Source organism: Streptacidiphilus carbonis (assembly GCF_000787775.1).
GTDB lineage: Bacteria > Actinomycetota > Actinomycetes > Streptomycetales > Streptomycetaceae > Streptacidiphilus > Streptacidiphilus carbonis.
In genome coordinates, this window is the sequence record NZ_BBPM01000018.1 from 29711 (window position 1) to 47769 (window position 18059).

General features: G+C 72.0%; 13 protein-coding genes. 5 read left to right on the plus strand and 8 right to left on the minus strand.

The genetic code is table 11. The annotated features are described in order from the left end of the window. Window positions 1-154 precede the first annotated feature (154 nt). Window positions 155-1309 (plus strand): M23 family metallopeptidase, encoded by a 1155-nt coding sequence (locus TR46_RS45325; RefSeq protein WP_052432861.1) that lies wholly within the window; start codon window positions 155-157, stop codon window positions 1307-1309. 138 nt (window positions 1310-1447) lie between these two features. Here TR46_RS45325 and TR46_RS16360 read toward each other — a convergent pair whose 3' ends face one another. The 4 genes from TR46_RS16360 to TR46_RS16375 are packed head-to-tail and all read right to left on the minus strand — an operon-like array spanning window position 1448 to window position 7581. Continuing rightward, window positions 1448-2209, minus strand: coding sequence for an IclR family transcriptional regulator (locus TR46_RS16360; RefSeq protein WP_042401272.1), 762 nt, complete (start codon window positions 2207-2209; stop codon window positions 1448-1450). Window positions 2210-2235: 26 nt separating this feature from the next. Further along, window positions 2236-3939 carry a choline dehydrogenase gene (gene betA / locus TR46_RS16365; RefSeq protein WP_042401059.1) on the minus strand — a complete coding sequence of 568 codons (1704 nt, stop codon included), beginning with the start codon at window positions 3937-3939 and terminating at the stop codon, window positions 2236-2238. An 11-nt stretch (window positions 3940-3950) separates the two neighbouring features. Then, the gene (locus TR46_RS16370) at window positions 3951-5087 is read right to left on the minus strand and encodes an aromatic ring-hydroxylating oxygenase subunit alpha (RefSeq protein ID WP_042401063.1); all 1137 of its coding nucleotides are present in this window, start codon (window positions 5085-5087) and stop codon (window positions 3951-3953) included. Between the two features lie 28 nt (window positions 5088-5115). Then, window positions 5116-7581, minus strand: a complete 2466-nt coding sequence (locus TR46_RS16375) for a GcvT family protein (protein WP_042401065.1) — start codon at window positions 7579-7581, stop codon at window positions 5116-5118. A 285-nt stretch (window positions 7582-7866) separates the two neighbouring features. On the opposite strand from TR46_RS16375, the gene TR46_RS16380 reads away from it, so the two are divergent. Further along, complete coding sequence (locus TR46_RS16380) at window positions 7867-9423, plus strand: amino acid permease (RefSeq protein WP_042401068.1); 1557 nt, start codon at window positions 7867-7869, stop codon at window positions 9421-9423. On the opposite strand, the gene pcrA is transcribed toward TR46_RS16380, so the two are convergent. Then, window positions 9399-11984: a DNA helicase PcrA gene (gene pcrA / locus TR46_RS16385; RefSeq protein ID WP_042401070.1), complete on the minus strand. Its 2586-nt coding sequence runs from the start codon at window positions 11982-11984 to the stop codon at window positions 9399-9401. The two genes, TR46_RS16380 and pcrA, sit on opposite strands and share 25 nt — an antisense overlap. A 231-nt stretch (window positions 11985-12215) precedes the next feature. Between pcrA and TR46_RS16390 the strand changes: the two genes are divergently transcribed. After that, window positions 12216-13244 (plus strand): C40 family peptidase, encoded by a 1029-nt coding sequence (locus TR46_RS16390; RefSeq protein ID WP_042401073.1) that lies wholly within the window; start codon window positions 12216-12218, stop codon window positions 13242-13244. A 23-nt stretch (window positions 13245-13267) separates the two neighbouring features. Here TR46_RS16390 and TR46_RS16395 read toward each other — a convergent pair whose 3' ends face one another. Together TR46_RS16395 and TR46_RS16400 are read right to left on the minus strand one after the other, a co-directional pair. Further along, the gene (locus tag TR46_RS16395; protein WP_042401276.1) at window positions 13268-14023 is read right to left on the minus strand and encodes a LuxR C-terminal-related transcriptional regulator; all 756 of its coding nucleotides are present in this window, start codon (window positions 14021-14023) and stop codon (window positions 13268-13270) included. A 17-nt stretch (window positions 14024-14040) separates the two neighbouring features. Then, entirely contained in the window at window positions 14041-15441 is a 1401-nt protein-coding gene (locus TR46_RS16400; protein ID WP_042401279.1) for an ATP-binding protein, read from the minus strand. 186 nt (window positions 15442-15627) lie between these two features. Between TR46_RS16400 and TR46_RS16405 the strand changes: the two genes are divergently transcribed. Both TR46_RS16405 and TR46_RS16410 read left to right on the plus strand, forming a co-directional pair. Then, window positions 15628-17067 (plus strand): PspC domain-containing protein, encoded by a 1440-nt coding sequence (locus tag TR46_RS16405; RefSeq protein ID WP_042401076.1) that lies wholly within the window; start codon window positions 15628-15630, stop codon window positions 17065-17067. Next, entirely contained in the window at window positions 17064-17393 is a 330-nt protein-coding gene (locus TR46_RS16410) for a hypothetical protein (RefSeq protein ID WP_042401079.1), read from the plus strand. Before TR46_RS16405 ends, TR46_RS16410 begins: the two co-directional genes overlap by 4 nt. Here the strand turns inward: TR46_RS16410 and TR46_RS16415 are convergent. Continuing rightward, window positions 17324-17869 carry a DoxX family protein gene (locus TR46_RS16415; protein WP_042401082.1) on the minus strand — a complete coding sequence of 182 codons (546 nt, stop codon included), beginning with the start codon at window positions 17867-17869 and terminating at the stop codon, window positions 17324-17326. The two genes, TR46_RS16410 and TR46_RS16415, sit on opposite strands and share 70 nt — an antisense overlap. Window positions 17870-18059: the final 190 nt, after the last annotated feature.

The following is an 18059-nucleotide window of genomic DNA, read 5'->3' on the forward strand; positions in this document are numbered from 1 at the left end:
GGATTCCTTTCCCGGGAGATTGTGGCTGTCCCGTTACGAGGGATACAGTCACGCTCACTTTCCTTCGGTTCGTGGATGGGACTCCTGTGGTGGACGGCGGCGCTCTGCATCGTGCTGGTCCGTTCCCGGTGCCGCCGACGGGCGGGGGCTGTGCATGACCGCCGACACCGGCTGGTACGACCCCACAGAGCAGCAGTACTACTACCCGCAGCCGCAGCCGCCTGAGCAGCCGCAGTACTACTACTACGAGCAGCAACAGCAGCAGCCTCAGCAGCAGCCTCAGCAGCAGTACTACTACGCACCCCCGGTCGACCCGTACCAGCAGCAGTACGCCCAGCCGTACGGATACCAGTACGAGTACGCGCCCTGCCAGCCCACCACCATGACGGCCGTCCTGGACGAGCTGACCCCGCAGGACTTGGAGTATCTCCAGTACCCGGCGGACCACCCGGCCACCGAAGAGCCCTGGGACTACCAGGACGGGTACCAGGACGAGCACCAGGAGCAGCCGGACGACCTGCCGGCAGAGCTGGACGAACCGGAGCCGGGGGAGGCCCCCGAGGAGCCAGCCGCAATTCAGGAGCCCCGTACCGGTGGCCGTGCCGCCGCCCGCGCCGCGCAGAAGCGCACCACCCGGCGCCGCTCGGCCGTGCTGACCATCGCCGTCCCCTCCGTGGCCGTCCTCGGCATCGCCGGTGCGGCCGCCGCGACGATGTCACCCAGCGGCGCCGCCGGCCGCTCCACCACCGCAGCCAGCGACGCCAAGGCCACCCTCACCGCCGCCGACCAGAAGGCCCAGGCGCTCGCCGCCCAGGAGGCCAAGGCCTCGGCCGAGCAGGCCAGCCGGGACCAGGCGCGGCAGGCGCTGGCACTGCGCACCGCGGCGGCCAAGAAGAAGGCCGCCGAGACGCCCAAGATCGTGCTGCCCATCGCCCAGCATGTCGGGCTCAGCGCCCTCTTCGGGCAGGCCGGGACCCACTGGATGTCCCTGCACACCGGCATCGACTTCCCGGTCAGCACCGGGACCAGCGTGCACGCCGTCACCGACGGCACCGTCTCCACCAAGTGGAACGCGTACTACGGCAACATGCTGATACTGACCGCCCCGGACGGCACCCAGACCTGGTACTGCCACCTCAGCGCCTACAAGGTGCGCAGCGGACCGGTGAAGGCCGGCGACGTCATCGCGTACTCGGGCGACACCGGCAACTCCACCGGCCCGCACCTGCACTTCGAGGTGCACCCCGACGGCGGCCCGGCCATAGACCCCCTCCCCTGGCTGCTCGCCCACGGCCTCGACCCGCGCTGACGGGTCGTCGAGTCCGGACCGCAGTCGGCGACTGAACCGCCGTGGACCAGCTGCACCCGCACAGGGGCGCGCGGAACTGCGCGACCAGCCGGCTACGGTCCGCAGCCGAATATCCCTCAGAACCACGACGACACAGCGTCAGCGACGCCGCCCCGGCACCGCCATGAACCCCAACTGCGCCGACACCTCCGCCGCCGCCGCGACCACCGCCGCGGCGACCTCCGGGATCCGCTGCTCCGTCAGCCGGTAGGAAGGCCCCGACGCGCTGATCGCGGCGATCAGCTGCCCGTCCTGGGTCAGCACCGGCGCGGCCACCGCGTTCAGCCCGGTCTCCAACTCCTCCACGCAGTAGGCGTACCCCGCCGCCAGCGCGGTGCGCAGCTGGGTACGGAGCCGCCGCGGGTCGGTGACCGTGCCAGGCGTGAAGCGGTCAAGCCCTGCCGCGAGCCGCTCCTGGAGCGCGGCGTCCGGCAGATGGGCCAGCATCAGCTTGCCGCTGGAGGTGGCGTGCAGCGGGGTCCGCTGCCCCACCCAGTTGTGGGTGGTGACCGCCGAGGGGCCGAGCACCTGGTCGATGTTGACGGCCGCGTCGCCGTCCAGGACGGCCAGGTTGATGGTCTCGGAGACCTGCGCCGCCAGCCGCTCGCAGGCCGGGCGGCTCTGCTGGGAGAGGTCGAACCGCACCGTGGCCGCGCCGGCCAGCCGGACCAGGCCGAGCCCGAGCCGGTACTTGCCCCGGTCCCCCGGCTGCTCCAGCAGCCCCCGCTGCTCCAGGGCGGCGGCCAGCCGGAACGCGGTGGACTTGTGCACCCCGAGCTCGGCCGCCATCTCGGTCACCCCGGCCTCACCCCGACGGGCGACCAGCTCCAGGATGCTGACCGCCCGGTCGACCGACTGCACCGGCGAAGGGGCCGCCATGTTGCTGCTCATGATGGAACGGTATGTCCTTCCGGGGCCTTCCGGTGCCGGTAGAAGGGGATCCGCTGCGGCTCCAGCGGGGTGTTGCCCAGCAGCAGGTCGGCCGACTTCTCGGCGAGCATCATCACCGGGGCGTAGATGTTGCCGTTGGTGACGTAGCGCATCGCCGAGGCGTCCACCACGTGCAGTCCGTCCAGGCCGTGCACCGCCATCGTCCCCGGGTCGACGACCGACATCCCGTCCGTCCCCATCCGGCAGGTGCAGGAGGGGTGCAGTGCGGTCTCGCCGTCGCGGGCGACCCAGTCCAGGATCTGCTCGTCGGTCTCCACCGCCGGTCCCGGCGATATCTCGCCGCCGCTGAACGGGGCGAAGGCGTCCTGGCCGAGGATGCTGCGGGTGACCCGGACCGCCTCCACCCACTCGCGCCGGTCCTGTTCCGTGGAGAGGTAGTTGAAGCGCAGCGCCGGATGCACCCGGGGGTCGGAGGAGACGATCCGGACCGAGCCCCTGGCGTCCGAGTACATCGGGCCGATGTGCACCTGGTAGCCGTGGCCGCCGGCCGGGGCCGAGCCGTCGTAGCGCACCGCGATCGGCAGGAAGTGGAACATCAGGTTGGGGTAGTCCACCTGGTCGTTGCCGCGGACGAAGCCGCCGCCCTCGAAGTGGTTGGTGGCGCCGGGGCCCTTCCGCAGGAACAGCCACTCCGCGCCGATGAAGGGCCGCCGCCAGAGCTTCAGCGCCGGCTGCACCGACACCGGCTGGGTGCAGGCGTGCTGGACGTAGACCTCCAGATGGTCCTGCAGGTTCTCGCCGACGCCCGGCAGGTGGTGCACGGGTTCGATGCCCAGCTTCGCCAGTTCGTCGGCATTGCCGATCCCCGACAGCTGCAGCAGCTGCGGCGAGTTGATGGCGCCGCCGCAGAGCACCACCCGCCCGGCACGGACCTGCCGGGCCGGGCCGCGGCCCTGCCGGTACTCGACCCCGGTGGCCCGCCCGCCGTCGAACAGCACCCTGCCGACCAGGGCCCGGGTCCTGACCTCCAGATTGGGCCGGCCCAGCACCGGATGCAGGTAGGCGCGGGCAGCGCTGAGGCGGCGGCCCCGGTGCACATTGCGGTCGAAGGGCGCGAAGCCCTCCTGGCGGTAGCCGTTGACGTCATCGGTGAGCGGGTAGCCGGCCTGCTGGACCGCCTCGAAGAAGGCGCCGAAGAGCGGGTTGGTCGCGGGTCCGCGCTCCAGCACCAGCGGTCCGCCGCGGCCCCGGAACCCGCCGTCGGTGCCGTCGTCCGTGCCGTCGGTGCCGTCGTCGGCGAGGCAGTCCTCCATCCGCCGGAAGTACGGCAGGCAGTGGGCGTAGTCCCAGTCCTCCATCCCGGGGTCGGCGGCCCAGCGCTCGTAGTCCAGCGGGTTGCCGCGCTGGAAGATCATGCCGTTGATGCTGCTGGAGCCGCCCAGGACCTTGCCGCGGGCGTGGTAGATCCGGCGGCCGTTCATGAACGGCTCCGGCTCGGACTCGTACTTCCAGTCGTAGAAGCGGCTGCCGATGGGGAAGGTCAGCGCGGCCGGCATATGGATGAAGACGTCCCACGGGTAGTCCGGCCGGCCCGCCTCCAGCACCAGCACGCGGTTGGCCGGGTCCGCGCTCAGCCGGGCCGCCAGGGCGCAGCCGGCCGATCCGCCGCCCACGATCACGAAGTCGTAGGAACTGCTCATCGCTCTCCTCCTCAGTGGGTGCTGCCGTGCGGTCGCAGTGCTGCCGTCACCCAGGCGTGGAACTCGCCGATGTGGTGCTCGCTGGGCACCAGGACGCCGCCGCGGGCGTAGCCGCGCGAGGCCATTCCCGGCTGGCAGCGCTCGCAGGCGTCGAAGTCCTGGACGTTGACCCGGTGGAACAGCTCCACCGAAGGCGAGAGGTCCCGTCCCGACTCCACCACCTCGGGCAGGAACAGCCAGTCGCACTCCACCACCGTCCGGTCCACGGCCAGCGGGTACATCCGGTGCACGATCACATGGTCGGGCACCAGGTTGACGAAGACCTGCGGCCTCACGGTGATCGCGTAGTAGCGGCGGTCCTGCTCGGGGGCCACGCCCGGTATCCGCTCAGCGCCGGGGCTGCCGTCGACGGTGAAGCCCTGCGCCGCACCCGCGAACTCGGCGCCGTGGCCGACATAGGACTGCGCCGCGTAGCCGTTGCTGAACTCCGGTAGTACCCGGGTGAGTTCGGGGTGGATGGTGGCGCAGTGGTAGCACTCCATGAAGTTCTCGACGATGAGCTTCCAGTTGGCCTTCACGTCGTAGCGGATCCGCCGGCCGAGCGCCAACTCCCCCACCTGGTAGTGGTCGACGGCCCCGGCGTCGCCCAGCCGCTCGGTCACCGCGCCGATCACCTGCTCCTCGAACGAGGGCGGCTCGTCGGCCAGGCAGACCCAGGCGTAGCCGAGCCACTCCCGCACCCGGACCGGGAGCAGACCGTAGGCGGTGCGGTCGACGTCGGGCATCCTGACCAGGTTGGGCGCGGCCGTCAGCCGGCCGTCCAGCCCGTAGGTCCAGGCGTGGTACGGACACCGGAAGGCCCGTTTGACCTGGCCGGACTCCTCGGTGCAGACCAGCGCGCCGCGGTGCCGGCAGAGGTTGAGGAAGGCCCGCACCGCACCGGTGGCGTCCCGGGTCAGCAGCACGCTCTCCCGCCCCACCTGGACGGTGCGGAAGGCGCCCGGGCCGCCCAGGTCCGCCGCGCGGACCGCGCAGAACCACATCCGTTCGAGGATCAGCCCCTGCTCACGCGCGAACACCTCGGGGTCGGTGTAGGCGGACCCGGGGAGGGTGGGCAGCAGACTGGCGGGGTGTGCGGTCTGGGTCATGCCTGCCTTCCGTTCCAATAGACACTGCTCAACGCCGGATGGCTGCCAACTGCGGGTCGAACAGCGGCTCCGCCGCCACCCGGGCCGGCAGCCGCTCGCCGAAGTACTCGATCCCGACCCGGCTGCCGGGGGCGGCCAGAGCGGCCGGTAGCCAGGCGTAGGCGATCGAGGCGCCGACGCTGTAGCCGCAGGCGGCGCTGGTCACATACCCGACCGGCTCACCCCCGGCATGCACCGGCTCCTTTCCCAGCACCACTGCTGACGGATCGTCGAGCACCAGGCAGGTCAGCTGACGCCGGAGCGGGGCGTCCTTCAGCCGCAACAGGGCCTCACGCCCGGTGAAGGGCCCCTTGTCCAGCCGGACCGCGAAACCCAGGCCCGCCTCGTAGGGGTTGTGCTCGGCGGTGACGTCCGCGCCCCAGGAGCGGTAGCCCTTCTCCAGCCGCAGGCTGTTGAAGGCGCTGCGCCCGGCGGCGACCGCCCCCAGCGGCTGCCCGGCCTGCCACAGGGTGTCCCACAGCCGCAGGCCGCAGTCCGCGTCGGTGTAGAGCTCCCAGCCGAGTTCGCCCACGTAGGAGACGCGCAGGGCGGTGACCGGGACCTCGCCGATCCAGGCCCGGCGGGCTTTGAAGTAGCCGAAGCCCCGGTGCGAGAAGTCCGCCGTGGTGAGCGGCTGGACCAGCTCCCGGGCCAGCGGGCCCCAGACCCCGACGCAGCAGGTGCCGGCGGTGCTGTCGCGGATCTGGACGCTGCCGTCCGCCGGCAGCGACCGGCGCAGCCGGGCCAGGTCCAGGGGGGTGTTGGCGCCGACCTGGAAGTGCTGCTCGCCGAGCCTGGCCACGGTCAGGTCGCTGCACACACCGCCGGCCTCGTCCAGCAGCAGGGTGTAGGTCACCGCGCCGACCGGCTTGTCGAGCTGGTTGCTGGTGGCGGCCTGGAGCAGGGCGAGCGCGCCCGGTCCGGTCACCTCCAGCCGTCGCAGCGGGGTCATGTCGTAGAGCCCGACCCGGCGCCGGGTGGCCAGCGCCTCCGCCCCGGCGATCGGCGACCAGTACCGGGAGGCCCACGCGCCCCGGCCCGGCACCTCGGCGACCTCCGGCAGCCCGGCATTGGCCTCGAACCAGTGCGGCCGCTCCCAGCCGCCGGCCTCCAGGAAGTACGCCCCCAGCTCGCGCTGGCGCACCTGGAAGGGGCTGACCCGCAGCGGGCGCGGCTGCTCGGCCGGCTGCAGCGGATGCAGGATGTCGTAGACCTCGACGAAGTTCCGGCAGCCGCGCCGCAGGGTGTACGAGGGCGCCAGCTGAACCTGGTCGAACCGGCCGGCCTCGCATTCATGCAGGTCGAACCGGGAGCGCCGGTCCACCATCAGCTCCGCGACGGCCGCCGCCGCGCCCGCCGAGTGGGTCACCCAGACCGCCTCCGCCAGCCAGAGGCCCGGCAGCCCCGGGCTCTCCCCCAGCAGCGGGAAGCCGTCGGAGGTGAACGAGAACACCCCGTTGAAGCCCTCCTCGACCTTGGCCGCGCCGAGCGCCGGCAGCAGCCGGCGGGACTCCCGCCAGGAGGGCTCGAAGTCCTCCTCGGTGAAGGCCAGCGCCGAGGGCATGTCCGGGCTGCCGCCGCCCAGCGGCCGGTCCAGGTCCACCGGCATCGGCCGGTGGGCGTAGGAGCCGATGCCGATCCGGTCGCCGTGCCGGCGGAAGTAGAGGTCCTGGTCCTGGTGGCGCAGGATCGGCCAGGCCGCGGCGCCGTCGCCACTACCCGCGCCACTGCCGTCGCCGCTGCCGGTCAGGGCGGGTACCGGCGTGGTCCGGACGTACTGGTGCGCCAGCGGGACCAGGGGGACGTCCACGCCGGCCATCCGGCCGATCAGCGGACCCCAGAAGCCGGCGCAGGACACCACCGCGTCGGCCGGGAAGACGCCCCGGTCGGTGACCACCGCGCTGACCCGCCCGCCGTGCTGCTCGATCCCGGTGACGGTGTGGTGGGCGAGGAACCTGACGCCGCGTCCGCTCGCCGCCCGGGCCTGCGCCGCGGCGGCCCCGACGGCGTCGGCCAGCCCGTCGCCCGGGGTGTGGAATCCGGACAGGACCTGTCGCCGGTCCAGCAGCGGATGCAGTCGAACGCACTCGTCGGCGTCGACCAGCCGGGACTCGATCCCCCAGGCGGTGGCCCAGCCATGACGGCGCTTCAGCTCCTCCGCCCGCTCCGCCGTGGTGGCCACCTCCAGGCCGCCCAGCGCCTGGTAGCAGGGGTCGCCACCGGCGGTCAGCCGGGCGTACTTGTGCGCCGTGTAGGCGGCGAACTCACTCATCGCCTTTGACGCATTGGTCTGGAAGACCAGGCCGGGGGCGTGCGAGGTGGAGCCGCCGGTGGCGAACAGCGGGCCCTGCTCCAGCACGGTGATGTCGGTCCAGCCTCGGGCCGACAGTTCGTCGCCGAGCGCGCAGCCGACGATCCCGGCTCCGATGATCACTACTGCGGGTTGTGTCGTCACTGCCGGACCGCCCTCCCGGAATTGTTGCGTATGGAGAAACCCAACTCGCGATGAGGAACCGAGCACCAGAGTGTTCGTCCGGTGACGGGGTGTCAAGAGCAGGGTGTGCGAGTAACACCGCGTTCACGCGTAGTACTTGACGCTGCATCATGGCGCTCCCATGCTTGGCGGCACCTCGTTGCAGATGAAGGCGACTGTCTCTCATGGCGCAACGAATTCCGCTGCTTCCGTTCCCACCAGACGTGCGTTCCCCAGCCCCGTTGTTCTGCCGCACCTGGAGCGACCATGAGCACACTCAGCCCGCCGCCCACACCCACCCACGCCGAGGACAGCCACGACCTCGCCCGCTTCGGCTACCGCCAGGAGCTGGAGCGCTCGCTCGGCTCCTTCTCCAGCTTCGCCGCCGGGTTCAGCTACATCTCGATCATGACCGGCGTCTTCCAGCTCTTCGGCTTCGGCTTCGCCAGCGGCGGGCCGGCCGTCTTCTGGACCTGGCCGCTGGTCTTCATCGGCCAACTCGCGGTCGCCCTCTGCTTCGCGGAGCTGGCGGGACAGTTCCCGCTGGCGGGCTCGGTCTACCAGTGGTCCAAGCAGATCGCCGGTCCCGGCACCTCCTGGATGGCCGGCTGGATCATGTCCATCGGGGCGATCGTCACCGCCGCCGCGGTCGCCGTGGCCTACCAGATCATCCTGCCCCAGGTGTCGCTGGCCTTCCAGATCGTCGGCGGCCCCGCCGACGCCGGGCTCACCAGTACCCCGAACGGGGCCAAGAACGCCATCCTGCTGGGGCTCGGCCTGGTCGTCTTCACCACCATCGTCAACATCGTCGGCGTGCGGCTGATGGCCAAGCTCAACAACCTGGGCGTGGCCGTCGAACTCATCGGCGTCACCCTGCTGATCATCATGCTCGCCGTGCACATCAAGCGCGGCCCGCAGGTGGTGCTGCACACCGCCGGCACCGGGGCCGGGCACTCCTGGGGCTACCTCGGCGCCTTCCTGGTCGCCTCACTGATGAGCGCCTATGTCTTCTACGGCTTCGACACCGCGGGCGCCCTGGCCGAGGAGACCAAGCAGCCCCGGCTGCACGCCCCGCGCGCCATCCTGCGCGCCCTCACCGCCGCCTTCATCGCCGGCGGCCTGCTGATGCTCGTCGGCATGATGGCCGTGGGCGACATCAACGCCAAGGAGATCGGCACCCTCGGCATGCCCTATCTGATCAAGAGCACCCTGGGCACCGGCCTGGGCGACGCCTTCCTGGTCTGCTCCGCCATCGCCATCACCGTCTGCTGCCTCGCCGTTCAGACCGCGGCGATCCGGCTGATCTTCTCCATGGCCAGGGACGGCAGGCTGCCGTGGGCCGCCGCGATCTCCCGGGTCTCCCCGCGCTCCAGGACCCCGATGGTGCCGGCCCTGCTGACCGGGGTGCTCACCATCGCCCTGCTCCTGGTCAACATCGGCAACCAGCGGGTGTTCTACATCCTGACCTCGGTCGCGATCATCCTCTTCTACATCCCCTATCTGATGGTGACCGCGCCCATGCTGCTGCGCCGGCTACGCGGCGAATGGCCCCGCGAGGGCCACGGCCCGCACTTCAACCTGGGCCGCTGGGGCCTGCCGGTGAACGTCTTCGCCGTGCTGTACGGGGCCGCCATGACCGTCAACCTGGCCTGGCCCCGCGCCGCCGTCTACGGCAACGACCACTGGTACTTCCAGTGGGGCGCCGTCGTCTTCACCGCCGTCATCACCGCCGTCGGCCTGGGCCTCTACCTGCTGCGCCGCAATTCGGCGCCGCCGCAGGAACAGCCCCTGACCGAGGATCAGAGCTTCTCCACCGGGGCGTAGCGCAGCAGCAGCTGCTTGGTCCCCTCCGCTCCGAAATCGATCGTCGCCTTGGCATCGTCAGGAGGCCCGCCCACGGCCACGACGGTGCCAAGGCCGAAGCGGTCGTGCGTCACCCGGTCGCCGACGGCCAGGGACACCGCCGCCCGCTCCTTGATCCGCCCCGCGCCCCGGCCCCAACCCGCAGGCGCCGAAGACCTCTTGCCGCCACCGCCACCGCTCCCGCCGCTCCCGAAGGAGCCACGGGCGGACGGCGCCGCCGCGGCCGAGGACCGCTTCTCGTCCACCAGCGTCGGCGGGATCTCCTCCAGGAAGCGCGACGCCGGGTTGTACGAGGGCTGCCCCCACGCGCTGCGCAGCACCGCCCGCGACAGATACAGCCGTTCCCGCGCCCTGGTCAGCCCCACATAGGCCAGTCGGCGCTCCTCCTCCAGCTCCTTCGCCTGGCCGAAGGTCCGCATGTGCGGGAAGATCCCGTCCTCCATCCCGGTCAGGAACACCACCGGGAACTCCAGCCCCTTGGCCGTGTGCAGCGTCATCAGCGTGATGACGCCCTTGCTCTCACCCTCGTCATCGTCAGGGCTTCCCTCTGATGTCCCGGCCTGCTTCGCATCCGGGATCTGGTCCGAATCGGCCACCAGCGCCACCCGCTCCAGGAACGCGGCGAGACCGGTCGCCACCGGCTCCGCCTCGGGGTCGTCGGCGGGCTCCGCCGCGGCCTCCTCCTGCTCGAACTCCAGGGCCACGGCCGCGAGTTCCTGCAGGTTCTCGACCCGGGTCTCGTCCTGGGGGTCGGTCGAAGCCTGGAGCTCCGCGAGGTAGCCGGTCTCCTCCAGGATGGCCTCCAGCACCGCCGCAGGTCCTGCACCTGACTCTACGACCCCGCGCAGCTTAGCCAGCAGATCGTTGAACTTCTTCACCGCATTGAGCGAGCGCGCAGCCATCCCGTACGCCTCGTCGGCCCGCAGCAGCGCCTGGGCGAAGGAGATCCGCTCGCGCTGGGCCAGCGCCTCGACCATCGCCTCGGCCCGGTCCCCGATGCCGCGCTTGGGGACGTTGAGGATCCGCCGCAGCGGCACCGTGTCCTCGGGGTTGGCCAGCACCCGCAGATAGGCCAGTACGTCCCTGACCTCCCTCCGCTCGTAGAAGCGCACCCCGCCGACCACCTTGTAGGGCAGGCCGACCCGGATGAACACCTCCTCGAACACCCGGGACTGGGCGTTGGTCCGGTAGAACACCGCGACGTCGCCGGGCCTGGCCGCGCCCGAGTCGGTCAGCCGGTCCACCTCGTCGGCGACGAACTGCGCCTCGCCGTGCTCGTCGTCCGCGACATAGGCGGTGATCAGCTCGCCGTCGGCGCCGGCCGTCCACAGGTTCTTGGCGCGGCGGTTGGTGTTGCGCTCGATCACCGCGTTGGCGGCGCTGAGGATGGTCTGGGTGGAGCGGTAGTTCTGCTCCAGCAGGATGGTGGTGGCGTTCGGGTAGTCCTCCTCGAAGTCGAGGATGTTGCGGATGGTCGCGCCGCGGAAGGCGTAGATCGACTGGTCCGCGTCACCGACCACGCAGAGCTCGGCCGGCTCCACCGCGGCCAGCCCGGCCGCCGCCGGGTTCACCAGTTCGCCGTCCACCGTCACCTTGGGCGCGGACCCGGCCGCTCCCCCCGACAACTCCCTGACCAGCATGTACTGGGCGTGGTTGGTGTCCTGGTACTCGTCCACCAGGATGTGCCGGAAGCGGCGCCGGTAGTACTCGGCGACGTCCGGGAACGCCTGCAGCAGGTGCACCGTGGTCATGATGATGTCGTCGAAGTCCAGCGCGTTGGCCTCGCGCAGCCGGGCCTGGTAGAGCCGGTAGGCCTCGGCGAGCTTGCGCTCCATCGGGTTGGCGGCCTGCCCGGCGTAGGTCTCGTCGTCGACCAGCTCGTTCTTGAGGTTGGAGACCTTCGCGGTGAACGACTTCGGCGGGAACTGCTTGGGATCCAGGTCCAGGTCCCGGCAGACCAGCGCCATCAGCCGCTGCGAGTCGGCCGAGTCGTAGATCGAGAAGCTGGAGGTGAAGCCCAGCTTCTTGCTCTCCCGGCGCAGGATCCGGACGCAGGCGCTGTGGAAGGTGGACACCCACATGGCCTTGGCCCGCGGTCCGACCAGCGCCTCGACCCGCTCGCGCATCTCACCGGCGGCCTTGTTGGTGAAGGTGATCGCCAGGATCTCGCCGGGCTGCACCCCCCGCGCACCCAGCAGGTAGGCGATCCGATGGGTGAGCACCCGGGTCTTGCCGGACCCGGCGCCGGCCACGATGAGCAGCGGCGATCCGGCGTGCACCACGGCCTCGCGCTGCTGCGGGTTCATCCCGTCCAGCAGCACGGCCGGGTCCGCGACCGGGCGCGGGGCGCCGTCGCGGTAGTGGCCGTCGCGCGGCGGCGGTGGCGCGTCGAAGCGGCCCGCGAACAGGTCGGCGGGCAGCTCCTCCTCGTAGGGGAGGTCCTCGTCGGCATGGTCGGCCGGCGGCTCCGCGGCGGAACCCTCCAGGCCGGGGAGGGGAATGTCATCAAAGAGGCTGCTCATCAACGACGAGTCTAGGCGTCCCTGCCGACACTCCAGGCCGCTATCGGCGGACCGCCCTCCGCCGAGCACGGTCGGATGATCAGATTGATCGGCATTCCGCCCAACTCCGGGCAGAACCAGCGCTCAATCCGCCATGAAACTGCTAAACGGAACGATCAGTTCCATAGAACTTCGGCCAGCCTCGAACTCCACCCCGCGCCGCCGGCCCGCGCCGGACTAGCGTCCCGGCCCATGGCGTCGCACCGGAAACCCAGACCCAACCCGCTGGCAGCCGTCACCGCCAGGGCCACCACCCGCACCGCGGTGACCCTGGCCACAGCCGCCGCGGCGTCGGTCACCGTGTTCGCCCACCCCGGGCACGCCGATCCCAAGCCCACCGCCGAGGGCGTGAAGTCGCAGGTCGACCAGCTCTACCAGCAGGCCGAGACGGCCACCCAGGACTACGACGGCGCGGTCGCCAGGACCGCCGCGCTCCAGCAGCAGACCGCTCGGCTGCAGGACCGGGCGGCCCGTACCAGGGCCGCGATGACCACGCTGCAGACCCGGCTCGGGGCGGTCGCCGCCGCACAGTACCGGGGCAGCGGGGTCGACCCGCTGATCCACCTGCTCATCAGCGCCCACCCGGACGACTTCCTGCAGCAGGCCGGCTCGCTCAGCCGGCTCAGCGCCTCCGAGCAGCAGCTGCTCACCCAGTACGGAGCCCAGCGCCGCGCCCTGGACCAGGAGCAGTCCGCCGCCACCGCACAGCTGGCCCGGCTCCAGGCCTCCCAGCGGCGCATCTCCGCCGCCCGGGCCCAGGTCCAGGCGAAGCTGGCCGCGGCGCAGCAGTTGCTCGGCACGCTCACCGCCGCCCAGCAGGCCGCCGTCGAACAGTCCCCCGGCACCGCCGGGGCGCCCCCCGCCCCGGTCTCCGGCCGCGCCGCCGCGGCCGTGGCCTTCGCCCGCGCCCAGATCGGCAAGCCCTACGTCTGGGGCGCGACCGGTCCTGACGCCTTCGACTGCTCGGGGCTGACCCAGGCCGCCTGGGCCGCCGCCGGGGTCTCGCTGCCGCGCACCACCTACGAGCAGATCGACGCCGGACAGCGGATCCAGGTCGGCCGGCTGCAACCCGGCGACCTGGTCTTCTACTACTCCGGCGTCAGCCATGTCGGCATCTACGTCGGCAACGACCAGATCATCCACGCCCCGCACCCCGGCGCGGCCGTGGAGTACGCGCCGGTGGACGAGATGCCCGTCAGCGGAGCGGTCCGCCCCGCCTGACCGGCCCCACGGCTGACGTTTCGTCAGACCAGTCGCCGCGCCGTGGCCCACCGGGTCAGCTCATGACGGTTGCTCAGCTGCAGCTTGCGCAGCACCGCCGAGACATGGCTCTCCACCGTCTTCACCGAGATGAACAGCTGCTTGGCGATCTCCTTGTAGGCGTAGCCGCGGGCGATCAGCCGCAGCACCTCGCGCTCGCGCTGGGTCAGCCGGTCCAGGTCCTCGTCGACCGGCGGGGTGTCGGTGGCGGCGAAGGCGTCCAGGACGAAGCCGGCCAGCCGCGGCGAGAAGACCGCGTCGCCGTCCGCGACCCGGAAGATCGCATCGACCAGGTCGGTGCCGGTGATGGTCTTGGTGACGTAGCCCCGGGCGCCGCCGCGGATCACGCCGATCACGTCCTCGGCCGCGTCGGAGACCGACAGGGCCAGGAAGCGCACCGCCTCCGCGCCCTCGGGCGAGGTCGCCGGAGCGGTGCCGCCGGGCATCAGCGAGGCGCAGCGCCGCAGCACCTCCACCCCGCCGCCGCCGGGCAGGTGGACGTCGAGCAGCACCACGTCGGGCCTGGTGGCGGTGACCACGGCGACGGCCTGCTCCACATCGGCCGCCTCGCCGACCACGTCCACGCCGGTGCGCTCGGTCTGCCCGATCTCGGCGCGCACGCCGGTGCGGAACATCCGGTGGTCGTCCACCAGCACCACCCGCGCCCTGCGGCCGCCCTCGCCGCTGCCATCGCCGGTGCCCTCGCCGCTGCCGTCGCCGGCCCCGCTGCCGGTGGTCATCTCGTCCCCGCCCGTCGTCATTGCTCGCTCGCCCTCTCCATCTCAAGTTCGACCTCGGTACCGCCGGCCGGTGCCGGGCGTACCCGCGCGTGCCCGCCGTTGCGCTGCATCCGGCCGATGATCGATCCGCGTACACCCATCCTGTCCTCCGGCACGGAGTCCAGGTCGAACCCGGGGCCGCGGTCGCGGACGAACACCCAGACGGTGTTCCCCTCGACCTCGGCGTACATCGAGACCGGCTCGCCGCCACCGTACTTGGCCGCGTTGACCAGCGCCTCCCTGGCGGCCTGCAACTGGACCACCAGTCCGTCGTCCATCGGGCAGTCGCCGACGACGATCACCTCGACCGGCACCCCGTGCAGATCCTCCACCTCGGCGGCGACCTTGCGGGCGCACTCGGCCAGGGTGTCCGGGGCCTTCTCGGCATCGTCCGCGTCCGAGGGCCGGCGGTAGAGCCACTGCCGCAGGTCGCGCTCCTGGGCCCGGGCCAGCCGGGTCACCTCCTTGGGGTCCTCGGCGTTGCGCATGATCAGCGTGAGCGTGTGCAGCACCGAGTCGTGCAGATGGGCGGCGACCTCGGCGCGCTCCTGCGCCCTGATCCGCTCGCCGCGCTCGGTGCCCAGGTCCTGCCACATCCGCAGCAGATAGGGGCCGCCCAGCAGCAGTGCCCCGGCCAGCACGGCCAGCACCGCCTGCGCCACCTTGGCGAAGTCGGCCAGTGTCCCGGAGACGAACAGGAAGCCGACCACCCCGGCGGCGACCAGCAGCACCCCGGCCAGGGTCCGCAGCACGGTGGAGCCGCGCTTGCTCTCCCCCAGCGAGAACCAGCGCGCCCAGCGCGCGTCGTCGGCCTGCCGCCACACCACCGCGACGCCGAGGCCGGCCAGCAGTATCGGCCAGACATAGGGCGAAGTCGCCTGCTTGGTCACGGTGTTGAGGAACACCAGCAGCCCGGCGACGACGGCGATCAGGGCCAGCAGCGGTCCCCGGTGCTCCTCGTCCTCGGCCGATCCGGGCCCGGTGGCCGGACGGGTCGAGCCCGCGCCGGGGGCGCTGCGCCCGTCCGCGGCCGGCTCGCCCTGGATGGTCTGCTGCAGCAGCTGCCGCACCCGCCGCAGTCCGCGCTGCTGCTTCTCCAGCGAGTAGGGGCCGATATTGCCGACCTGCCAGGTCGTCGCCGGGGCCGCCCCGGCCCGCAGCCCCATCGGCACCGCGAACCAGAAGGCCGCGTACAGCAGCGCGCCCAGGCCGTTGCCCAGCAGCAGCACCACGAAGGCCACCCGGACCCAGAACCGGCCCACGCCCAGGTGCGCGGCGAGCCCGTTGGCCACCCCGCCGAGCATCCGCCCGTCCGGGATCCGGTACAGCTTGCGCACCGGCGCGGGGCCGGGCGCGAGCTCCGGCGCGGCTCCGGGCAAGGGCGCGGACGCCGGCGGCGGTGCGGACGCCGCTGCCTGCGCGGGATCGGGGTTGAAGTCGGTGGCTGCCACACCACGATCGTCACACGTCCGAGGCGCTCCGGGTATCTCCCGAAGGGGTATCTCAGGGTCCGGTCAGGGAGATGCCTGATGGGCTCCGGGGCTCAGTGGCAGCAGGATGGGGGTATGAAGGACGACACGCCTCCACCGCAGGCACCGAACCCGACTGCACCGCAGCCGGCCCGCGCCGCACGACCCCCGCTGGAGCGCAGCCGCGACCGCCGGGTCGTGGCCGGGGTCTGCGGCGGCCTGGGCCGGCACCTGGACATCGACCCGGTGGTGTTCCGGGTGGTGATCGCCGTGCTCTGCCTCTCCGGCGGCGTCGGCCTGTTCATCTACGGCCTGGCCTGGCTGATCGTCCCGGTCGAGCGGACCCGGCGGAACGAGCTGCAGCGGCTGCTCTCCGGCCGGGTGGACGGCCAGTCGCTGGGCGCGGTGCTGGTCACCGTGCTGGGCACCGGCATCTTCTTCTCCTACATGGGCAGCACCGGGCACATCTTCCCGCTCACCCTGATCGCGCTGCTGGCCTTCGCCGCGCTGCGCTACGACCCGGCCAAGCACCCGCGCCGCTGGGAGCAGCCGGTCACCGGCGCGCCCGAGGACGCCGACGGCGCCGGGGGCGGCGTGGAGGGCTCGGTGTTCGGCCTGAAGTTCCGCACCAACCCGCAGGCCCCGCCGCCGGAGCAGCCGACCGTTCCGGTTCCGGCACCGGCCGCGCCCTGGTGGCAGCGGCCCGACCCGATGGCCAAGCACCCCTCGGGAGCGGCCGGCGGCACCGGCACGGCACCCTCGGACAGCACCAGGGCCCACGGCGCCGGGCCGGACGCCGACGGCGACGCCGCCGCACCGCAGGACGCCGTGCCGACCGAACCGCTGCCCCCCTACGCCCCGCCGAATCCGCCACCGCCGGCCGCGCCGGAGCCGCCCTTCGCGCCGGTCCCCGCCCCACGGCGGCGGCGCCAGCGCTCCTTCCTGGGCTCGGCCTTCTTCTTCCTCGCCGTCATCGCCGGCGCCGCCGTGTGGTGGGTCGCCGCCAAGGACAACCGGCCGGTCAACCTGCTGGCCGTGCTCGCCGCGGCGCTGCTGGTGCTGGGCCTCGGCATGGTGGTCTGCGCGGTCTGGGGCCGGGGCCGGGGCCTGGTGGTGTGGGCGACCCTGCTCACCCTCGCGGTCGCCGCCGTCGGCGCAGGACCGATCCATCTGCGCAGCACCTACCAGCACCAGACCTGGGCCCCGACAGCCGCAGCCTCCGTCCTGCCCAACTACGACCTGGACGGCGGTACCGGCATCCTCGACCTCTCCGGCGCCGCGCCGACCGCGGGCCAGACCGTCGCCACCAAGGTCCGTGTCGAATTCGGCAAGCTCACCGTGATCGTGCCGCCGGGCACCGAGCTCAAGATCGACGCCCACGTCGGCATCGGCAGCATCCACCTCCCCGACAACAGCAGCACCGGCGGCATCTCGACCAACCGCAGCACCGACATCGCCCCCGAGGCCGCCGCCGGGCACGGCACCGTCAGCCTCGATCTGAACGTCGGGGTCGGAGACCTGGAGGTCACCCAGTGAAGCGCCATCAGCTCGACCTGTTCTCGCTGATCGCGGGGCTGGCCTTCGTCGCCATCGCCGTGCTCTACCTGCTGGACGCCGCCGGGCAGTTGAGTGTGAACGGCCGGCTGGTGATCCCGCTGCTGCTGGTCGCCCTGGGCGTGGCCGGGCTGGCCGGGGCCATCTACCGGATGGCCCGCGGCCAGCGCGAGGCCCCGCCGGAGCAGCTCCGCCCCGACAGCCGCGACAGCCGTGAGGAAGGCCGCGGCGACGGCCGCTACGAGGACCTCTCCGCCGACCTCGACTCGATGGGGCTGTTCGACGACGAGTCCGAGCGCAGGCGCTGACCGCCGGCCGAGGTCTGCTTCCGCCGGGACGCCAGCCACCCGTCCAGCGACAGGTAGGGCGTCCCGGCCAGCACCAGCGGGACCCAGGCCATCAGGTAGATCAGGTCGTTGCCCAGGTAGTAGGGGTGCACCTGCCAGCTGACGGTGAGCCAGAAGCTCAGGTTCAGCAGCACCCCGCCGAACGCCGCGATCCGTCCCAGCAGCCCGAACAGAGCGCCCAGCCCCACCGCGAGCTCTCCTATCGCGATCGCCAGGGCGAACCCGGTGGGCGCCTTGAGCGCCAGGTCCAGCAACGGCCCGATCGGGCTCCCGGCCTTCACGCCCGTGGTCATCGACGCAAAGGAGGTGGGATCGCTCAGCCCGGCCAGGTAGTGCGAGTCGGTCAGCTTGTCCAGCCCGGCATAGATGAAGGTCACCCCCAGGAACAGCCGAAGTGGCAGCAGCGCGTACCGGGTCGCCTTCTCTGACAGATCCATGCCGGTCTCCACCTCTCGAACGGGGCGTTCGTACACCAGTCCCCTACGCAGAGGACTGACACAAGGTTCAGCTTTCAGGTGCGGCATGTGCATGGTTTGTCGCGCGCGCTGTCAATCAAGCAGAGCCCCGCGCCCCTGCGTAGCGGCAACTGACCCACCGTGGGCACGTTGCACCATCACGGGCGCGGGG